This is a genomic window from Lysobacter terrestris, assembly GCF_014489475.1.
GTDB classification, from domain to species: Bacteria; Pseudomonadota; Gammaproteobacteria; order Xanthomonadales; family Xanthomonadaceae; genus Agrilutibacter; species Agrilutibacter terrestris.
Genome location: NZ_CP060820.1, coordinates 2,921,832 through 2,941,072 on the forward strand (window position 1 = coordinate 2,921,832; position 19,241 = coordinate 2,941,072).

Below are 19,241 nucleotides of genomic sequence, written 5' to 3' on the forward strand. Positions count from 1 at the left end.
ATCCCGTTGTTACGCTCTTCGGCGGTTAAGGGCGAAGTTACCCGCGCATGAAGCGCGGGCGCTCCCTTCACCTTGCCTGCACGCCAGAATGTTCCTGTCGGTTCAGGCGAGTTCCACCGCGATCGCCGTGGCTTCGCCGCCGCCGATGCACAGCGATGCGACGCCGCGCTTGCCGCCGCGCTGGCGCAATGCATTGATCAGGGTGACCACCAGGCGGGCGCCACTTGCGCCGATGGGATGGCCCAGCGCGCAGGCGCCGCCGTTGACGTTGACCCTGTCGTGGCTGATGCCCAGATCCTTCATCGGGGCCATCGCCACGCAGGCGAAGGCTTCGTTGATTTCGAACAGATCGACGTCGGCAACCGCCCAGCCGGCCTTCTTCAGCACGTTCTGGATCGCGGTGACCGGGGCGGTGGTGAACCACTCCGGTGCCTGCGAATGGGTGGCGTGGGCCACGATGCGGGCCAGCGGGGCGAGGCCGCGCTTGGCGGCTTCGTCCGAAGACATGAGCACGGTGGCAGCGGCGCCGTCGGAGATCTTCGACGAGGACGCGGCGGTCAGCACGCCGTCCTTGCCGAAGGCGGCGCGCAGGGTCGGGATCTTCGACGGATCGATCTTGCCCGGCTCCTCGTCGGTATCGACGACCACGTCGCCCTTGCGGCCCTTAACGGTGACCGGAACGATCTCGTCCTTGAAGGCGCCGCCGGACACGGCGGCCTGGGCGCGCTTGACGCTCTCTTCGGAGTACGCATCCAGGGCGGCGCGATCGAAGCCGTACTTGTTGCACGCCATGTCGCCGAACACGCCCATCGCCTGCTTGTCGTAGGGATTGGTCAGGCCGTCCCACGCCATGTGGTCGAGCATTTCGGCGCTGCCGTAGCGCGTGCCGGTGCGCGAGTTGTTCAGGAGGTGCGGGGCATTGGTCATCGATTCCATGCCGCCGGCGACGACGACGCTGGACGAACCGGCCTTGATGGCGTCATGCGCCTGCATGATCGCCTTCATGCCCGAACCGCAGACCTTGTTGATGGTGGTGCAGCCCGAAGCGGTCGGCAGGCCGGCGGCAAGCGAAGCCTGGCGGGCGGGCGCCTGGCCGAGGCCGGCCGGCAGCACGCAGCCCATGATCACTTCGTCCACCTGGTCCGGCGCGATGCCGGCCTGTGCCAGCGCGCCGCTGATGGCGGCTGCGCCGAGGGTGGGGGTCGGGACCCCGGTGAATTGACCAAGGAAGGAACCGATGGCGGTGCGTTTGGCACCGACGATGACCACGTCGCTCATGGCGGACTCCGGATAGGCGAGGCCGGCGCAGGGCCGGAACCCCTCGATTATGGAGCGCCTTGCTGCACTGCCGCAAATAGTTGCGGCTGTAACTGCAGCAGGTACGACCTGGGGCCCGTTTGGCGGGGGCGCGGTCGGGGTGCGAACACGCTTGGCACAGGGTTTCGGCCCGCCGGGCGCTGCAAATGGTGCGCGCTACACCTACGCACTTGGCGCGGCCGGAAGGACGGGCTGGCACCGGGAAACACTGTTCCGAAGCGGTCGCGCGGCCAAGAAAAAAGCCGCCAGCAAGGCGGCTTTACTCTTGGCGGACAAGCGCCGGGTAATCAGCTGCGCCCGTCGAACAACTCGCGTCCGATCAGCATGCGCCGGATCTCGTTGGTGCCGGCGCCGATCGCATAGAGCTTGGCGTCGCGCAGGATGCGGCCGGTGGCGAATTCGTTGATGTAGCCGTTGCCGCCGAGCGCCTGGATGCCTTCCAGCGCGACCTGCACCGCGGCTTCCGACGCGTGCAGCAGGCACGACGCCGCGTCGATGCGGCTCTTGTACCCGACGTCGTAGTCGCGGGCGACCTGGTAGGCGAAGGCGCGCGAGGACTGCAGCGAGGTGTACATGTCGGCGATCTTGCCCTGCATCAGGCCGAAGGTGCCGATGGCGTGGTCGAACTGCTTGCGCTCGCGCACGTAGGGCAGGGCGAGGTCGAGCGCGGCCTGCATCAGGCCGAGCGGGCCGCCGGTGAGCACCAGCCGCTCGGTGTTGAGGCCGCTCATCAGCACCTTGACGCCGTGGTTGACCTCGCCGAGGACGTTCTCCTGCGGGATCTCGCAGTTCTCGAACACCAGTTCGCAGGTGTTCGACCCGCGCATGCCGAGCTTGTCGAGCTTCTGCGCGGTGCTGAAACCCGGCATGCCCTTCTCGACGAGGAAGGCGGTCATGCACTTGCTGCCCGCGTCCTTGCCGGCGGTGCGCATGTAGACGATCAGCACATCGGCCTCGGGGCCGTTGGTGATCCACATCTTGTTGCCGTTGGCGACCCACACGCCGTCGCGCAGTTCCGCGCGGCAGGACATCGAGCCGACCACGTCCGAACCCGCGCCGGGCTCGCTCATGGCGAGCGCGCCCTTCCATTCGCCGCTGCACAGCTTCGGCAGGTACTTCGCGTGCTGCGCCGCGTTGCCGTTGGCGTAGAGGTTGCTCACGCACAGGTTGGAGTGCGCGCCGTAGGAGAGGCCGACCGAGCCCGATGCGCGCGAGATTTCTTCCATCGCGACCAGATGGGCGAGGTAGCCCATCTCGCTGCCACCCAATTCGCCCGGCACGGTCATGCCGAGCAGGCCCATCTCGCCCAGCTTCGGCCACAGGTCCTGCGGGAACCAGTTGTCGTGGTCGATCTGCTGCGCGCGCGGCGCGATTTCGGCATCGGCGAAACGGCGCACGGCCTCGCGCAGCGCGTCGATTTCTTCACCGAGGGGGAAAGGGCGCATCGGGAATCCTTGTACTGGAGGCGAAAGAAGGTGGTGCCGGCCCAAGCGTGAATTCTATCGCGTGACCGGCGACACCCGCACACAAAAACGCCCGGACAAGCCGGGCGCTTCTGCTATTTCGTTGCCACTTGCCGAACTCCCGCTGGAGCTAAGTCCCCTTTAGTAAAGGGGGCGCGGCGAAGCCGCGGGGATTTGGCAGCGATGGCTGGGGCCCGAAGTTTGCAAAGCAAACTTTGGGGATTTCCAGTCGCAGACTGGAAATCAGTGCCCGCCGCGAATCCGACCCTGGAAGCGCGGCTGCGAACGCCCCAGCGGCAGCTTCAGCTTGCCGATCGCGCTGATGCGCTCTTCGGCGAGGCGGTCGGCCGCGCGGTAGGTCGGGATCGCGTCGCGCTCGGCGATTTCATAGATGCGTGCGAGGTTGTGGTAGATCGTGCGCATCATGCGCATGGCGCGCTCGCGGTTGTAGCCGTCGAGTTCCAGCGCCACGTTCATCACGCCGCCCGCGTTCACCGCGTAGTCCGGTGCGTACAGGATGCCGCGCTTCACCACTTCGTCGCCGATGGCGTTGTTGGCCAGCTGGTTGTTGGCCGCGCCGCAGATGATCTTGGCCTTCAGGCGGGGCAGGGTGTTTTCGTTGACGGTGCCGCCCAGCGCGCACGGCGAGTACACGTCGCAGTTCACGTCGTAGATCTCGTCCAGGCCCACGGCTTCGGCGCCGTATTCGGACACGGCCTTGTCGACCAGGCCCTTGTTGATGTCGGTGACGAAGATCTTCGCGCCGCGTTCCTTCAGCAGCTTCACGTATTCCATGCCGACGTGGCCGAGGCCCTGCACGGCGTAGGAGTACTTGCCGACTTCCTCGTCGCCGAAACGCTTGTTCAGCGTCGCCATCAGGCCCTGCAGGGTGCCGTAGGCGGTGAACGGCGACGGGTCGCCCGAACCGCCGTGGACCTGGTGCACGCCGGTGACGTACTCGGTCTCGCGGTACACGTATTCCATGTCGTTGACGTCGATGCCGACGTCTTCGGCGGTGATGTAGCGGCCGCCGAGCGATTCGACGAACTGGCCGAACGCGCGGAACAGCGCTTCGGACTTGTCGGTGGCCGGATCGCCGATGATCACTGCCTTGCCACCACCGATGTTAAGACCCGCGACCGCGTTCTTGTAGGTCATGCCGCGCGACAGGCGCAGCACGTCGTTGAGCGCGTCGGCTTCGGTCTTGTACGGCCACATGCGCGTGCCACCCAGCGCGGGGCCCAGCACGGTGTTGTGGATGGCGATGATGGCCTTCAGGCCCGCATCCTTGTTGTGGCAGTAAACGACCTGCTCGTGGCCGAAGGTGTCGAGGGTTTCAAAAATCATCGGATGCTCCGGTTGACGCCGGGTGCGCATGGCACGCGACGCCAACAAGGTGATGTAAGTCATTGAATGGACGGAGAGCTGCGGTCGAAATGCCGGTCAGGGCCGGCTCCGCAGGCGGCGTAGTCTAATGCAATCGATTCCAAGAGGCCCGTGCCGGGACTGGCGGGCGGCCACCGTGCATTGGATACGCAGCCGTATGCGGAGCAGGTGAAGTCGGTCGGATGAAGCGCGCCGGATGAAGCGCGCCGCCGGGCGTCCTCGCACCGGGTAAATCAGAAGGCGTGAATCAATAGGCGCGATAGCGGCCCTGCCGCAGCCACAGCGTCGCCAGCCACTTCTCGCCGCGTTCCACCGGCAGGCCGGCATGCAGCGAGTCCACGTCCGGTCTGCCGTCGGGAAGCAGGTTCTCGAATATCACCGCGCGTCCGGGACTGGGCGCGATCCGCAGCCCCGGCAACGGGAATTCCGTCTCGCCACCGGCTTCCACCTCGTTGAGATAGACGCAGATCGTGCGCTGGCGGTTGCCGGCCTGCGGCTGGTCGAGTTCGAGCGAACCCGGCGGACGGTAGTCGCGGTGCGGCCGGTATTCCTGCCCGGGGCGATAACGCAGCACGGTGAGGTGTTCCGCATTCGCCAGCGGCATGCGTGCGGCCGTCGCCATGCGGATCTGCACCAGGCGCAGGGCGAGGTCCTCGAGGATCGGATCGAAACTGGCGTCCTCGCTGGTGCGGATCTCCAGCGATTGCGGCTGGCCGGTGCGCGGGTCGACCGTGCGCGAGCGCGCCAGGTTCGGTTCCGCGCAGGCGATCAGCAGCCGGCACTCGTCCGCCGACAGCAGTCCGTCGATGGTCATGACGCGCGGGCGTTCGCAGCGCGGTTGCGCAGTGGCCGGGCGCAGCACTTCGTCCAGGGCGAGCGCGCCTTCCAAGGTATCCGGTGCATGCAGTTGCGGCACCGCGAGTGCCGGCAGTGGGCCTATGCCGTGTCGCGCCAGTTGCTGCAGGATCTCGCGCGCCGCTTCCGGCTGCGGCGTACAGCCTTCGCCGTGCAGCAGGCGTTCGGCGAGCAGGCGCGCGCAGACCGCATCGCCCAGTCCGGCGCCGCGTTCGAGCAGTTGCAGGCAGCGCACCTGGTCCGCGGCCGAGGCCTTGCGACCGAAATGGATCGCTGCCGCGCGTACCGCCGGCGGGTAATTGGCCTGCACCGCGGCCAGCAGGCGCTGGTTGAACCGGGCGTCGTGGACGCCGCCGTCGCCGAGCGCGAGGACGACGAGCAGGTAGCTCGCCACCGGATTTCCCGCCGCCTCCGCGCGCAGCAGCCATTGCGCGGCAAGCTGCGGGTCGGCGGCGGTGGCGATGCCGTACATCAGCATCCGCGCGTACTCGACCTGCGACCGCTCATGGCCGGCGTCCGCCGCGCGCCGATGCAGGGCCAGGGCTTCCTCGTGCTGGTGGCGGGCGACCAGCGCGGCGGCCAGCTGGTGCAGCGCGTCCGCCGATCCGCCCTCGGCATGGTGGCGCAGCATGGCGAGGGTGGTGTCGTCGGTCATTGGCGCGGGAATGGGGCGATGGTTCGAGTCTAGCCGCTGCGCCGAGGCGCGCGGTTCGCGCAGCCTACAACTGCGACTCGATCGGCAACCAGCCCGCCACCGTTGCCGTAGCGCGCTGCATGCGCGAAGTGTCCGGCTCGTGGTCCAGCAGCAGCGGCGGCTGCGCGGCGCGATCGAGCCAGCGCAGCGCGCCATCGGGACGCCGGTAGACCCAGTAGCTCAGCGCCGGACTGGCCAGCCGCAGGTATTCGTCGCGCAACTCGCTGGCGATCACCGGATCGTCGAACAGCACGCCCATCTCGGTGTTGAGATCCGCCGAACGCGGATCGAGGTTGAACGAACCCACGAAGCCGCGCGCATCGTCGACCACGAACGCCTTGGTGTGCAGGCTGGCACCGCTGCTGCCGAAGATGCCCGCGGTCTCGGGGCGGCCCTGCGCGCGGATCTCGTACAGGCGCACGCCCGCTGCGAGCAGGGGTTCGCGGTAGCGTGCATAGCCGCTGTGCACCGCGGGCACGTCGTTGGCCGCGAGCGAATTGGTGATGACGCCGACGTGCACGCCGCGCGTCGCCAGTGCGCCCAATCCGTCCGTACCGAATTCACCGGGCACGAAGTAGGGCGATATCAGCAAGGCCTTGCGCTGCGCGCCGCGCAGCTTCGCCGTCAGCTGCTCGACCATCCAGCCGCTGCGGTCGTCGCTCTGCCACTTCAGCGGCGGATCGGCGACCACGCGGACGCCCTCGCTCCAGCGCGGTTGCAGGCTGCCGGCGAAGTAGGCACGCACCTGCTTTGATGCCTCCACGCGCTGCAGGTAGCGCTGCGCCGCGGGAGAAGCGGCTTCGGCCTCCACCTGCGCCATCAGCGCCTGCAGCTGCTTGGGATCCTTGCGGCTGAGCGCGGCGATCGGCACCGCTGCGGTGCTGTTCCAGTACGCGTCGAAGACGGAGCTCGCCTGCGCCACCGCCGGGCCGAACAGCACCAGGTCGAGGTCGCGGAAATTGGTGTCCTCGCCCGCATCGAAGTACTCGACGCCGATGTTGCGCCCGCCGACCACCGCCATGCGGCCATCGGCGATCCACGCCTTGTTGTGCATGCGGTGGTTCACGCTGACCACGCGCTGCACCAGCTCATACACGCGCTTCATGCCGCCGCGGTTGCGGAACGGGTTGTACAGGCGGATCTCGAGGTTCGGGTGCGCATCCAGCGCAAGCAAGCCGGGGTCCAGCCCTTCGGCATTCATGTCGTCCAGCAGCATGCGCACGCGGACGCCGCGCTCGGCCGCCTGCCACGCCTCGCGGCCGAGCAGCCGCCCGGTCAGGTCGTCGTGCCAGATGTAGTACTGCAGGTCGAGGCTGCGCCCCGCGCGCCGCGCCGAGATCGCCCGCGCCGCGAACGCGTCCAGCCCGCCCGGCACCAGGATCGCGCCGGTCTTGCCCGGCTGCGTGGCCAGCAGCGGCGCCAGCTCGCGGTCCAGCTCGGTCTGCGCCGCCTGCACGGGCAGGGCGTGGCTGGGCTGGCCCGTGGCCGGGGGCGTGAGGCGGTCGGCCAGCAGCCAGCCGCTGAGCGTCAGCAGCACCAGCGTCAGCAATCCCCATCCCAGTATCCGCAACGCACGCCGCATTCGTGTCTCCCCGTGTTCCAGGCACAGTATCTCCCGACTGGCCGAAATCCCTCTCCCCGCATGCGGGGAGAGGGACAGCGTCGCATCGCGACGCAGGGTGAGGGGACGTGGCGCAACAGCGCCCCTCATCCGGCGCTACGCGCCACCTTCTCCCCGCGCAAGCGCAGGGAGAAGAACACTGTGAGGCCGCCTCACCCCGTCGCGGTACAATGCGGATTCGATCGTTTCCGTACTGAGCGCGTCACATGAGCACCCCCGCGACCAACCTCCCCGAAACCCAGACCGAGAGCAGCCCGCTGCGTTTCGTCACCGCCGCCAGCCTGTTCGACGGCCACGACGCCGCCATCAACATCATGCGTCGTCTGATCCAGGGGCAGGGCGCCGAAGTCATCCACCTCGGCCACAACCGCTCGGTGGAAGACGTGGTCCGCGCCGCGCTGCAGGAAGACGCCGACGCCATCGCGCTCTCGTCCTACCAGGGCGGCCACGTCGAGTACTTCAAGTACATGGTCGACATGCTCAAGGAGCGCAACGCCTCGCACATCCGCGTGTTCGGCGGCGGCGGCGGCACGATTACTCCGGAAGAGATCCGCGAGCTGCAGGGCTACGGCGTCGAGCGCATCTACCACCCCAACGACGGCATGCACATGGGCCTGGTGTCCATGATCGAGGACGTCGTGCGCCGCGCCGAAGCCGCGCGCCTGCCGGTCGACAAGCCGCACAAGGTCGCTTTCGACAACGAGATCGAGATCGGCCGCATGCTCTCGGCCATCGAGGAAAGCGCGCTCGACGAATCCGAACTCGCCCACCTGCGCAAGGAATGGCAGCTGGCCGGCGGCAAGACCCCGGTCATCGGCATCACTGGCACCGGCGGCGCCGGCAAGTCGTCGGTGACCGACGAACTGCTCAACCGCTTCCTCAGCAACTTCCCCGACATGCACATCGCGGTGATCTCGGTCGACCCGACTCGTCGCCGCACCGGCGGCGCGCTGCTCGGCGACCGCATCCGCATGAACTCGCTGCGCTCCCAGCGCGTCTTCATGCGCTCGATGGCGACCCGCCGCCAGCACATGGCGACCAACGTGGTGCTGAAGGACTGCATCGGCTTCCTCAAGTCGCTGGGCTACGACCTGGTCATCGTCGAGACCGCCGGTATCGGCCAGTCCGACTCGGAGATCGTCGACCTCGTCGACTTCCCGATGTACGTGATGACCTCCGACTTCGGCGCGCCCAGCCAGCTCGAGAAGATCGACATGCTCGATTTCGCCGAGCTCGTCGTGCTCAACAAGTTCGACAAGCGCGGCGCCGAAGACGCCCTGCGCGACGTGCGCAAGCAGTGGAAGCGCAACCGCGTCGCCTTCCAGACCAAGGACGAGGACGTCCCGGTCTATCCGACCATCGCCTCGCAGTTCAACGACCCCGGCATCAGCTGGATGTTCGCCAACCTGTGCCGCCTGCTGCGCGAGAAGCTCGCGCTCCCCGCCGAGAAGTGGACGCCGGACCTCGACACCAGCCTGAAGGAGCCGCGCGCCACCGTGCTGATCCCGGGCAGCCGCGTGCGTTACCTCGCCGAGATCGCCGAGCAGGGCCGCGGCATCAACAGCAAGATCGAATCGCAGGCCGAAGTCGCCGACCGCGCGCAGAGCTACTGGCAGTCGTTGCACGACCTGGGCGACGACAAGCTGCCCAAGGCGCTGGACCTCTACGCCGCCGAAGATTTGCTCGTCATTCCCGCGAAGGCGGGAATCCAAGGACGTACGGACAGTGAAGCAACGTCCATGGATCCCCGCCTTCGCGGGGATGACGTGCAGGTGGACCGCACCCTTCTCGCCCTGCGCCAGCGCTACAACGACGCCATCCAGTCGCTGAGCTCCGAAGCCCTCAAGCTCCTGCGCGAGTGGCCGCAGCGCCTCAAGTCGATCACCGACGACGTCAACGAATACCAGGTCCGCGACAAGACCATCCGCGTCGAGAACTACCGCGAGTCGCTGAGCCACCAGAAGATCCCGAAGATCGCCGCGCCCACCTACAAGAGCTGGGGCGAACTGCTGACCTTCCTGCAGAAGGAAAACCTGCCGGGCTACTACCCGTACACCGGCGGCGTCTACCCGTACCGCCGCACCGGCGAAGACCCGATCCGCATGTTCGCGGGCGAGGGCACGCCCGAGCGCACCAACCGCCGCTTCCATTACCTCTCGGTCGGCCAGCCGGCCGCGCGCCTGTCCACCGCCTTCGACAGCGTCACCCTGTACGGCGAAGACCCGGCCGTGCGCCCGGACATCTACGGCAAGATCGGCAACTCGGGCGTCAACATCGCCACGCTGGACGACATGAAGAAGCTGTACTCCGGCTTCGATCTGTGCGCGCCCAGCACCTCGGTGTCGATGACCATCAACGGCCCGGCGCCGATCATCCTCGCGATGTTCATGAACACCGCCATCGACCAGCAGGTCGAGAAGTACCTGCGCGAGGACAACGCGCGCTGGGACGCCGCGCACGACAAGATCGAGAAGATGTTCGAGGGTCGCCAGCGTCCGCAGTACAGCGGCATGCTGCCCGAGACCAACGACGGCCTCGGCCTGGGCCTGCTTGGCGTGACCGGCGACCAGGTCGTCGATGCCGAGACCTACGAGAAGATCAAGGCGCACACCCTCGCCACCGTGCGCGGCACCGTGCAGGCCGACATCCTCAAGGAAGACCAGGCCCAGAACACCTGCATCTTCAGCACCGAATTCGCCCTGCGCATGATGGGCGACATCCAGCAGTACTTCGTCGACCGCAACGTCCGCAACTTCTACTCGGTCTCGATCTCGGGCTACCACATCGCCGAAGCCGGCGCGAACCCGATCAGCCAGCTCGCCTTCACCCTGAGCAACGGCTTCACCATCGTCGAGTACTACCTCGCGCGCGGGATGAAGATCGACGACTTCGCGCCCAACCTGTCGTTCTTCTTCAGCAACGGCATGGATCCCGAGTACACCGTCATCGGCCGCGTCGCCCGCCGCATCTGGGCCCGCGCCATGCGCGAGCGCTACGGCGCCTCCGCGCGCAGCCAGATGATGAAGTACCACATCCAGACCAGTGGTCGCTCCCTGCACGCGCAGGAGATCCAGTTCAACGACATCCGCACCACGTTGCAGGCCCTGTACGCGCTGTTCGACAACTGCAACAGCCTGCACACCAACGCCTACGACGAAGCCATCACCACGCCGACCGAAGAGAGCGTGCGCCGCGCCGTGGCGATCCAGATGATCATCAACAAGGAACTGGGCCTCAACTTCAACGAGAACCCCTGGCAGGGCAGCTTCATCGTCGACAAGCTCACCGACATCGTCGAGGAAGCCGTCTACAAGGAGTTCGAAGCCATCAGCGAGCGCGGCGGCGTGCTCGGCGCCATGGACACCATGTACCAGCGCGGCAAGATCCAGGAAGAGAGCCTGTACTACGAGCACAAGAAGCACGACGGCTCGCTGCCGCTGATCGGAGTCAACACCTTCCTGCCCAAGGACCACGGCGGCGACATCGTCACCGAGATCGAGCTGATCCGGAGCACGGAAGGGGAGAAGGGACAGCAGATCGAGAACGTCGCCGGCTACCAGCGCAATCGCAATGGGTATGCGGGCGAGGGGCTCAAGGGGCTACAGGCCACGGCGCGGGAGCGTAGGAATGTGTTTGCCAGTTTGATGGAGGCGGTTAAGACGCATAGCCTGGGGCAGGTCAGTCATGCCCTTTATGATGTAGGTGGGGAGTATCGGCGCAATATGTGATCTGCCGGTCGGCGGCGTTCCAATTGAGGGGGATTAATGGATTTCTACTCTTGGCTATTCGATAAGAAGGTCAAAGGCGTCAATGTAAGTATCGATATTTCCATTGGCGATTATTGGCAGCTCGCACAGCCGGTTCTTCGGGAAAATGAGCTGCAACGCCCCCGAGTCGCCGCCAAGGGGAAGCCGTATCAATTGTTGCAACGTGACCTGATTGAGGGATGCGTAATGCCTCCCATAATTGTCGCGCTTAAGCGCAACGCTCAGGCGAACATTGACGAGGTCCTGGCTGGGCTACGCAACGGAGTGATACCCAACGCCGAACGAGACTTGCTCGCTGCCGAGATTGAACGTGCATTTAATTCCAGGGAAGTTCTAATTCTGGACGGATTGCAGCGCACGTACACGATTGGCGATTGCATCGCGCAGTTGCGCGAAGAGCGACCGGGGCAGTTGGATACGTTCTTGGCAAGGAAGATTCGACTGGAGGTTTATGTTGGTCTTAACAAGACAGGCATTCTCTATCGAATGCTTACTCTCAACACCGGGCAGACCCCGATGTCGTTCAGACATCAAATCGAGATTCTGTATCACGATTTCTTAGACCCTGGCCGTTTGCCCGCAGGTTTGGCTGTAGTTCGGGAGGCTGACGCTCGTCGCGCCAGGGGTGCCGGTAAATACAAGTACGCAGATGTGGTCGATATGTTTTATGCATATTCGACCGGTCGGCCAGAGTCGATCGACAAGCAGAATCTTGTGAACAAGCTCGGCGAGCTTGAGTTTCTCGAGGAGTACGACAACGTTAACAGTGATCTGACGTCGTTGTTGGTTGTTTACAACCGCTTTGTGCGTCATATCGAATCCATTGCCAATGATTGGGAGTTCGATCTTGGCGAGTTGAGATCGGTGTTTCCGGAGGCTGTGGTTGATCGCCCTTTCGGAACTGATGTTGCTTCGCTATTCGAGAGAGTTCAAGCGATGACGGCATTTGGGGCTGAGGCTAAGCGCTTGATTCGACAAAAGCAGGTGGGGAGTCTTGAGGAGCTAAGTGCGCTCCTCACGCGGAGCCTTTTTTCTGATGCGCCGAGCTTGGCATTGAATGAGTTGGTTTTGATGCTCGATGAGGTTGCGAAGAAGGCGACAAAGATTGGTACCGCGCAGCGAGAAATATTCCAGTACTCATTCCGTTCTTTGTTCAACTCTGACTCTCCAACATTTCTAGATCTTTCAACATCCTGGCGGGAGGGGCAGCGGAAGTTCGAGAGCCTGAATTGACATGGCTACCATCATTGATGGTTTATTTCCGCCGGAAATAGCGGCTGTGTCCCGCCTTGAGTTCGATGGCGGCAATGTTGAAATTGATACGAGAGTTCAGGTTGTTTCGTTTCGATGCTCGTTGCCGCGGCCTACAGAGGATCTGACGAGGTTTACAGTTTGGTGCGTGAGGCCGCCTGTTTCCGCTGAATCGGCAATATTTCCAATCGTCATGCCGAGTGGTGGGCGAACGATTGGGTACGTTTTCCCAATTGCTGCGTTCGATCCTGATTCTTCTTACTGTCCGCAGAATAGTCCTAAGCAATACCTGCAGATATATTCATCGGCTGCGTTGCTTTGGTTGGTTCAGCACGGAGGCGGGAATCAACACCTAAGAGTGGGTCAACTGGATTGGAGCGCGGATCCCTCGATTGCCGATTTGTTTCAGCCCGACCTATCCATTGCTGTTATTGGGCGCGAAGTCGTTGACTCCGAGACAGCAGAGCATATTCGCTTAGCGTTGGAGGCTAGTGGCTTCTTCCTGGCAGAGGGTCCTCAATTCTCATTTGAGCGATTTCGTCAGGTTTCTGGATCTTCCATTAAGGCGGAACAGTTCAGCGCGGCCCTCAAGCCTATTTTCTCAACGGCAGAACGGTTCCTTATGCTGGCGTCAAGGCAAGACACGCCTGAGGCAAGCTTTCTCTTCTACTACCAAGTTATCGAATCGCTATCCGACATCGTGCTTGATCGGCTAATGAAGAAGGTTCTTTCTAGCGCGTCTCTTGCTTCAGGATACGACCTTAAGACTAGGGTGCTTGACTACACGTCTGAAAGTACTCGAGTTACAAAGCTCGTAGAGTTCGCGAAGTTTGTTGATGCTAGTGCAGTTGAATCCTTGCGGTTGGCTGGTGCGGCGCTGTTGAATTCGTGCAACCGCGCGCCAGGAGAATCCACATCCGCGAAAGTCCTGTATGACGTCCGCAATCTGATTGTCCATAATCAAATTCCGCTCGCGAAGGCGGACTGGAATGCCTTTCGGCCTGTAATTGATAGCCTTCACAAGGTAGTGGTTGCGATGCTCAAGGGCTTTCCCGTAGGACCACATGAGTTGTTGGATTCGGCTGAGGACTTGGAAGAAGTAGGGCTTCTTCGCGCAGCGATCGCCAACGCGAGGCGATTGCATGATGAAGATGTTCGCTGGCGAAACTCGCGAGCTGGTCAAGGAGGCGATGAGTGGCTCAATAGCCGGGTGCAAGCAAGCTCGGATAGGCTTTCCAAGTTGGAAGGGGAGCTTGCTTCGCTCCTCGCTCTATAGCCCGTGTAAGGCGGGCTTGAGCCCGCCTACGCCCACCCGTGCAAATTCCCGCCGCGATGATGCGTAGGGTGGGCCCTGGTCCACCGATCTCCGGGTGGCGGCGCGCGTTCTCCTACGGCGACGGGCGAGGCAAAAAGGAGTCAGGTTCATTTATCCCGCGCCGATCTCTTGGCCGGTCGCGCGGCCTGACTACTACGGAACGGTTGGACAGCGCTTCGATCTGCTGGCGAAACTTCGCGCATCGGTAATGGCTGGTGCCGCGGAAAATCAACCTGACCCCATTCCCCCGATGGTAGCGAAGCGAAGTCGAAGCGCGTTTCGACCGTCATGCATGCCGGCGCATGCATGACCAAACGCACTGCACCACGCCCATTCATCCCGCCAGAATCCGCACATCAACAGCACGGAGGTGGTGAGTGGGCATGGCGTTCGGAATGAAGGGATGGATGCTGTCGTTGGCGCTGGCATGCGCGGCGACGACGGTGCAGGCCGCAGACGTGGCAGCGACTGGGATGCAGGTGGCCAGCGTGCAGGTCGCCCGCAAGGGCTACAGCCTGCAGGTGGAGCGGCAGGGCCAGGGGCCGGTCGCCGTGGTGTTCGAGTCCGGCTTCGGCCAGGGCGCCGGTGTGTGGAAGGACACCATCGCCAACCTGGGCGCCCAGTGCACCTGCATCGCCTATGCGCGCGCCGGGTTGGGCAAGTCCGGGACGGACGGCGCTCCGAAGACCATCGAGCAGCACGTGCAGGACCTCGGTGCCGTCATCGATGCGCTGGCGCCCGACCAGAAGATCGTGCTTGTTGGGCATTCCTATGGCGGCCTGTTGGCTACCGAATTCGCACGCCAGCATCCGCAGCGCCTGCTGGGCCTGGTGCTGGTCGATCCGGCGACCATGGGGCAGCGCCACGACTCCATGCGCGCCGATCGCGAGCGCGTACTGGCCGACGACAAGGCCCTGCTCGCGATGCTGCCGCCGAACATGGCGGAAGACTACAAGCTGCTGATCGCCCAGCTGGACAACCCGGCCGCTGAGACGCCGCGCAGTCTGCCGGACCTGCCGGTCGCGCTGCTCACCTCGACGCAGGTCGCGGCCGAGCCGTTCGTCTTCGAAGAAACCGCGCAGGGCAAGGCCCTGTGGAAGCGTGAGCACGCGGATCTTTTCGCTGGCGTGTCGCGCGGCATCCACCAGTACTACGCCACCGGGCACAACATCCACCGCGAGAATCCGAAGGCCGTAGCCGAGGCGATCCGGTTTGTGACGGCGGCGTCGGCCGGGAATTGACGGGGCCGGCGTTCGAGCCCTCGTTTTTCCGGCTGCGGAAGAGGGTTGGGTGAACCGTAAGGCGGGCTTGGGCCCGCCCTACGCCACTGCTTCCGAGGCGGGTGCGGTCACCCCGCGCGCGTGCCGAGGCTCGCGGGCCGCACCTATTCCGGAACCGTCTCGCCCGACCCGCCGAACTCGGATGGAAAGTCCTTCAGCTTGGGCAGGCCGTCCTTCATCGGCAGCACCGTCTCGGCATAGTTCACGTGCACCGCCGGCTGGAAGTCGAGCGTGGGGATCGTCGCGGCGTACACATCGGTGAGGCCGAGCGGCGCATGGTGGGTCATCAGGTGGCCACCGCAGCGCGTGCAGAACTGCCGGTCGCTCATGGCGGTCTTCTGGAAGTGGCCGATGTATTCCGCGCCGCGCGTCACCGCCACGTTTTCCGGCTTCCACAGGGTGAAGGCATTGACCGGCCCGGCCGACCAGGAGCGGCACGAGGCACAGTGGCAGTAGCCCATCGCTTCGGGCGCGCCGGTGGCCTGGACTTCGACGGCGCCGCAGAAGCAATTGCCGGTGTGTTGTTGCGACATGGGAAACCTCCGTGGGAAGCCCGGCGCGGGGGCCGCGCCGGGAAGCCGATGCTCGCGCCCGGGAGTGGGGTGCGGCCATGGCGGGCAGCATAGCCCTCAGGGCGCGCCGCAACCGGGCATGCGGAAACTGGCGATGCGGGTCTGCCAGTCCGTGGCATTTCCTTTCTCCTCAGCTGGGCAAGGAACGCAGGTCGTCCGCACGATGGACGACGGGGCGGGGCGGCATGGCGGGCGCGCCGCCGCGCAGGGACACGCGCTCGTGCAAGAGACGAAATCGCGGGCGCGCAGTTGAAGAACGCGGGAGCTTGCGTGACTCGGTCGTTGATCCGGGGCGCCCGATCGGGGGAGTGACTGCGGAACGGTGATGGGTGTTCGAAAGGGCGGATGGATTCGCGCTGGTGCGGACGCCGCCGTCGACTGTTGAACGCATCCTCTCAACCCACGAAGCATCGACACGCGGCGCGCGTCGGATTGGCGCACTCGGACGCTCGCCCCCGGAGCGCACGTTCCGTTGTGTCGCACTGCACGAAAGGAATCAAAGCTTCGCCGGTTAGCATCGCCGCACACCCGCCCTGGAGCCTCGCATGCGCCCGACCGTCCAACCCCGTCGTCCCGCTCTCGCTGCTGCCGTGCTCTGGGCGCTGCTCGGCATGCCGCTGCTGGTCTCCGCCGCCGATGCCGACATGGCCGCGATCCAGCGCACCGTCACCGCGCAGCACGACGTGTCGCTCAAGCGGCTTCAGGACTGGATCGCGCTGCCGTCGATCGCGGCGGAAAACCTAAATTCGCGCGAAGGCGCGGAGTACATGGCCAGGCTCGCGCGCGAGGCCGGTTTCCAGCAGGTCGCGGTCCTCGACACCGACGGCAAGCCCGGCGTGTTCGCTACGCTCGATGCGGGCGCGAAGAAAACCGTGGGCCTGTACTTCATGTACGACGTGAAGCAGTTCGATCCCGCGGAATGGACCTCGCCGCCGCTGGAATCGAAACTCGTCGACAGGCCCGGCCTGGGCAAGGTGCTGGTCGGACGCGGCGCGGTGAACCAGAAGGGCCCCGAATCCGCGCTGCTCGCCGCGCTGCATGCCATCCGCATCGCGAACCAGAAGATGCCGGTGAACCTGGTGCTGGTGGCCGAAGGCGAGGAGGAGATCGGCTCGCCGCACATCGGCCAGCTCGTGCACCGCCCCGAAGTCGAAGCCGCGTTGCGCAACACCATTGGCGTGTTCATGCCCGCGGCCTCGCAGGACAGCGACGGCAACGTGCAGATCACCCTCGGCGCCAAGGGCGTGGTCGAACTGGAACTGGTCGCCAGCGGCGAGAAGTGGGGCCGGGGGCCGAAGAAGGACATCCACTCCTCGCTCAAGGCCATGGTCGACAGCCCCGCATGGCGGCTGGTGAAGGCGCTCGACACGCTGGTCTCCGAGGACGGCAACACCATCACCATCGACGGCTATCCCGCCGCGCCGCCGATCAGCGCCGAACACAAGGCCATGATCGCCGCCGTCGTGAAGGTGCGCAGCGAAGCCAAGAGCAAGAAGCAGTTCGGCGTGGAGCACTGGATCGACGACCTGCCGTGGCAGCAGGCCAACGAGCGCCTGGTGTCGCAGCCCACGGTGAACATCGAAGGCCTCGTCGGCGGCTACACCGGCCCGGGCGGCAAGACCGTGCTGCCGCACCGCGCCGTGGCCAAGATCGACATGCGCCTGGTACCGGGCATGAAGAAGGACGCCGCCGTTGCCGCGCTGAAGGCGCACCTGGCCAAGCGCGGCTACGCCGACATCGAGGTCAACGTCAGCGGCGGCTACGACGCCACCCAGACCTCCGCCGACGCCGCGCTGATCCAGGCGCAGCGCAGCGTGCTCGAACGTCGCGGCATCAAGCCCTTGCTGTGGCCGCGCAACGCCGGCTCCTACCCGGGGTTCGTCTTCACCGATGCGCCGTTGAGCCTCGCCTCCGGCCACTTCGGCCTAGGCCACGGCAGCGGCGCGCACGCCCCGGACGAGTACTACCTGATCGAATCCACCAACCCGGCGGTGCAGGGGTACGACGGCGCGGTGATGTCGTTCGTGGAGTATCTGTACGAACTTGGTAAATGATCCGCACTAGGCGGGCTTGAGCTGCCGCCAGCACGCATGAGGCCCGCTTCGGCGGGCCTTTTCTTTGCGCACTTCCACCCGTCGTCTGCCTGATCCACCATCAACGCTCCGCGTGTTACCACCGGTCTTCACTTCAGGTCGATGTCGCCCACCTTGTCGCGGTAACTCTTCTTCGTGTCCGCTCAGCTCACACCCGCAGTGTGACGGCACGGCCCACGAGGCCCGTAGACGGGTGGTTCCGTCAACGTATCCCCCAAACGGGTGCAGGAGTGCTCGCCGGTGGCCGCCGGGCCGCCGGAGCTGCGTTGCCCCCAGTAATTGCGTGCCGATGGACGCAGGACGCTGGCCCCACGGCATCGGGGTGGCATCGCCGGAGTGCAGCCATGGATCGTATTTGCCTCGTATTGGCGCTGGGTTTGGCCGGAACCGTAGTGATGGTCAGCGGGTGCGGGGTGTTCAATCCCTACATTCGACACGACACGGTTGGTAAAGGCCCTTCGGGATGTTTGGGTGTGAGTGGCATCGGTGTTGCCGATCCGATCGATGCCAGCGGACACGGCAGTGGCAACGGCACGTCCGTCGACCAAGGCAAAACCACTCCCAAGGCCGGCACCGCATTGCAGTACGCGTGCCGCATGCTGGTTCTGGTGCAACGCAATCGCGACGGGGTCACCAACACTCAATCGGGAATGATCGCAACGCTCGTGCCGTTGACCGGCATCATCGGCTACAACAGCGCCCGCGGGGTAAACGCGCCCACCAATGCGGCGATGGCGGCCGGCGGCCTGGCCACGTACACCGTGGGAACCTCGCTCGCGCAAAGCGACCGGTTGTTGATCTACGACGCGGGTGTCAAGTCGATCTCGTGCGCGATCACCACGTATGGCGAAGGCCATGCGCAAGCTGGGCGACAGCAGCCCCTGAAGAAAGCATTGCGGGATCACATCGGGTTGGCGCGCAAAAGCTTGCGCCAATTCAATTCAAATTCCGGCCAGATCGCTGTCGAGGGTTACCTGGTTACTGCCGAACTGGCTGCCGGACCTGATCAGAACGACGTGCTGGACGCGCAATTGCGCACGGTTGTGAGCAATGCTGTCAATGCCGTCAACGACAAGTTGACCTTGACTGTACCGAACATGGCCAAGGCCTTCGACAGTTCGTATCCCGTATGGACATCCATCAAGGCACCGCCCAAACCTGACAAACCGACCACCGAGATGGCAGTGGCGAAGGCCGGCCCTGCGACCAAAATTGACGCCGCCGTGCTGGAGCAGGAGCTGGACATCATCGACCGCCTCTACCGACAACTGGAAGTGCCGCCGTCGGTTGACTTGAAGCGCTGCCAGTTCCAGCTGTCGACCGAAGTCAGTGCTAAGTACGCAACAGCTCCCCTATGGCTCGGTGCGACCGACAACGCGAATGGCACGACGATTCCAGCGAAAAAGAAAGTGCCGATCAGGATTCGGATATACGGCGGCCTCGCTCCCTTCGACAAGGCCGTGACCCAAGGCGCGCCGCCGCCGCCCGCACTGATGCTCGAATCCGAGAACGGCGCCGTGTTCCTGACGATCACGCCCGATGAAAAAAGTACGGGCGATTACGTCATCGCGGTCACCGACGCGTCAGGCCAGGAAAAGCGCGTCACCGTATCGGTTGCGGACTAACC

At 64.7% G+C, this 19,241-nt stretch carries 12 protein-coding genes; 6 read left to right on the forward strand and 6 right to left on the reverse strand.

Annotated features, from left to right (window positions below; translation table 11 throughout):
- Positions 1–102: 102 nt before the first annotated feature.
- The 5 genes from H8B22_RS13690 to H8B22_RS13710 all read right to left on the reverse strand — a co-directional run bounded on the left by H8B22_RS13690 (position 103) and on the right by H8B22_RS13710 (position 7,297).
- Positions 103–1,278 (reverse strand): thiolase family protein, encoded by a 1,176-nt coding sequence (locus tag H8B22_RS13690; protein WP_187711944.1) that lies wholly within the window; start codon positions 1,276–1,278, stop codon positions 103–105.
- Between the two features lie 326 nt (positions 1,279–1,604).
- Complete coding sequence (locus H8B22_RS13695; protein WP_187711945.1) at positions 1,605–2,762, reverse strand: isovaleryl-CoA dehydrogenase; 1,158 nt, start codon at positions 2,760–2,762, stop codon at positions 1,605–1,607.
- Between the two features lie 261 nt (positions 2,763–3,023).
- Entirely contained in the window at positions 3,024–4,127 is a 1,104-nt protein-coding gene (locus H8B22_RS13700; protein WP_187711946.1) for a Glu/Leu/Phe/Val dehydrogenase, read from the reverse strand.
- A gap of 286 nt (positions 4,128–4,413) precedes the next feature.
- Positions 4,414–5,676: a 2OG-Fe(II) oxygenase gene (locus tag H8B22_RS13705; protein WP_225876216.1), complete on the reverse strand. Its 1,263-nt coding sequence runs from the start codon at positions 5,674–5,676 to the stop codon at positions 4,414–4,416.
- A gap of 64 nt (positions 5,677–5,740) precedes the next feature.
- Positions 5,741–7,297, reverse strand: a complete 1,557-nt coding sequence (locus H8B22_RS13710) for a phospholipase D family protein (RefSeq protein ID WP_187711947.1) — start codon at positions 7,295–7,297, stop codon at positions 5,741–5,743.
- A gap of 245 nt (positions 7,298–7,542) precedes the next feature.
- On the opposite strand from H8B22_RS13710, the gene H8B22_RS13715 reads away from it, so the two are divergent.
- The 4 genes from H8B22_RS13715 (at position 7,543) to H8B22_RS13730 (ending at position 14,910) form a co-directional block, all read left to right on the forward strand.
- Complete coding sequence (locus H8B22_RS13715; protein ID WP_187711948.1) at positions 7,543–11,064, forward strand: methylmalonyl-CoA mutase family protein; 3,522 nt, start codon at positions 7,543–7,545, stop codon at positions 11,062–11,064.
- Between the two features lie 36 nt (positions 11,065–11,100).
- Positions 11,101–12,336 (forward strand): hypothetical protein, encoded by a 1,236-nt coding sequence (locus H8B22_RS13720; RefSeq protein WP_187711949.1) that lies wholly within the window; start codon positions 11,101–11,103, stop codon positions 12,334–12,336.
- Between the two features lies 1 nt (position 12,337).
- Positions 12,338–13,630 carry a hypothetical protein gene (locus H8B22_RS13725; RefSeq protein WP_187711950.1) on the forward strand — a complete coding sequence of 431 codons (1,293 nt, stop codon included), beginning with the start codon at positions 12,338–12,340 and terminating at the stop codon, positions 13,628–13,630.
- A 422-nt stretch (positions 13,631–14,052) separates the two neighbouring features.
- Positions 14,053–14,910: an alpha/beta fold hydrolase gene (locus tag H8B22_RS13730; protein WP_225876217.1), complete on the forward strand. Its 858-nt coding sequence runs from the start codon at positions 14,053–14,055 to the stop codon at positions 14,908–14,910.
- A gap of 143 nt (positions 14,911–15,053) precedes the next feature.
- Here H8B22_RS13730 and H8B22_RS13735 read toward each other — a convergent pair whose 3' ends face one another.
- Complete coding sequence (locus H8B22_RS13735) at positions 15,054–15,482, reverse strand: GFA family protein (RefSeq protein ID WP_187711951.1); 429 nt, start codon at positions 15,480–15,482, stop codon at positions 15,054–15,056.
- Between the two features lie 584 nt (positions 15,483–16,066).
- On the opposite strand from H8B22_RS13735, the gene H8B22_RS13740 reads away from it, so the two are divergent.
- On the forward strand, positions 16,067–17,575 hold the full coding sequence (locus tag H8B22_RS13740; RefSeq protein WP_187711952.1) for a M20/M25/M40 family metallo-hydrolase: 1,509 nt from the start codon (positions 16,067–16,069) through the stop codon (positions 17,573–17,575).
- A gap of 383 nt (positions 17,576–17,958) precedes the next feature.
- The gene (locus H8B22_RS13745; RefSeq protein WP_187711953.1) at positions 17,959–19,239 is read left to right on the forward strand and encodes a hypothetical protein; all 1,281 of its coding nucleotides are present in this window, start codon (positions 17,959–17,961) and stop codon (positions 19,237–19,239) included.
- The last annotated feature ends 2 nt before the right edge of the window (positions 19,240–19,241 follow it).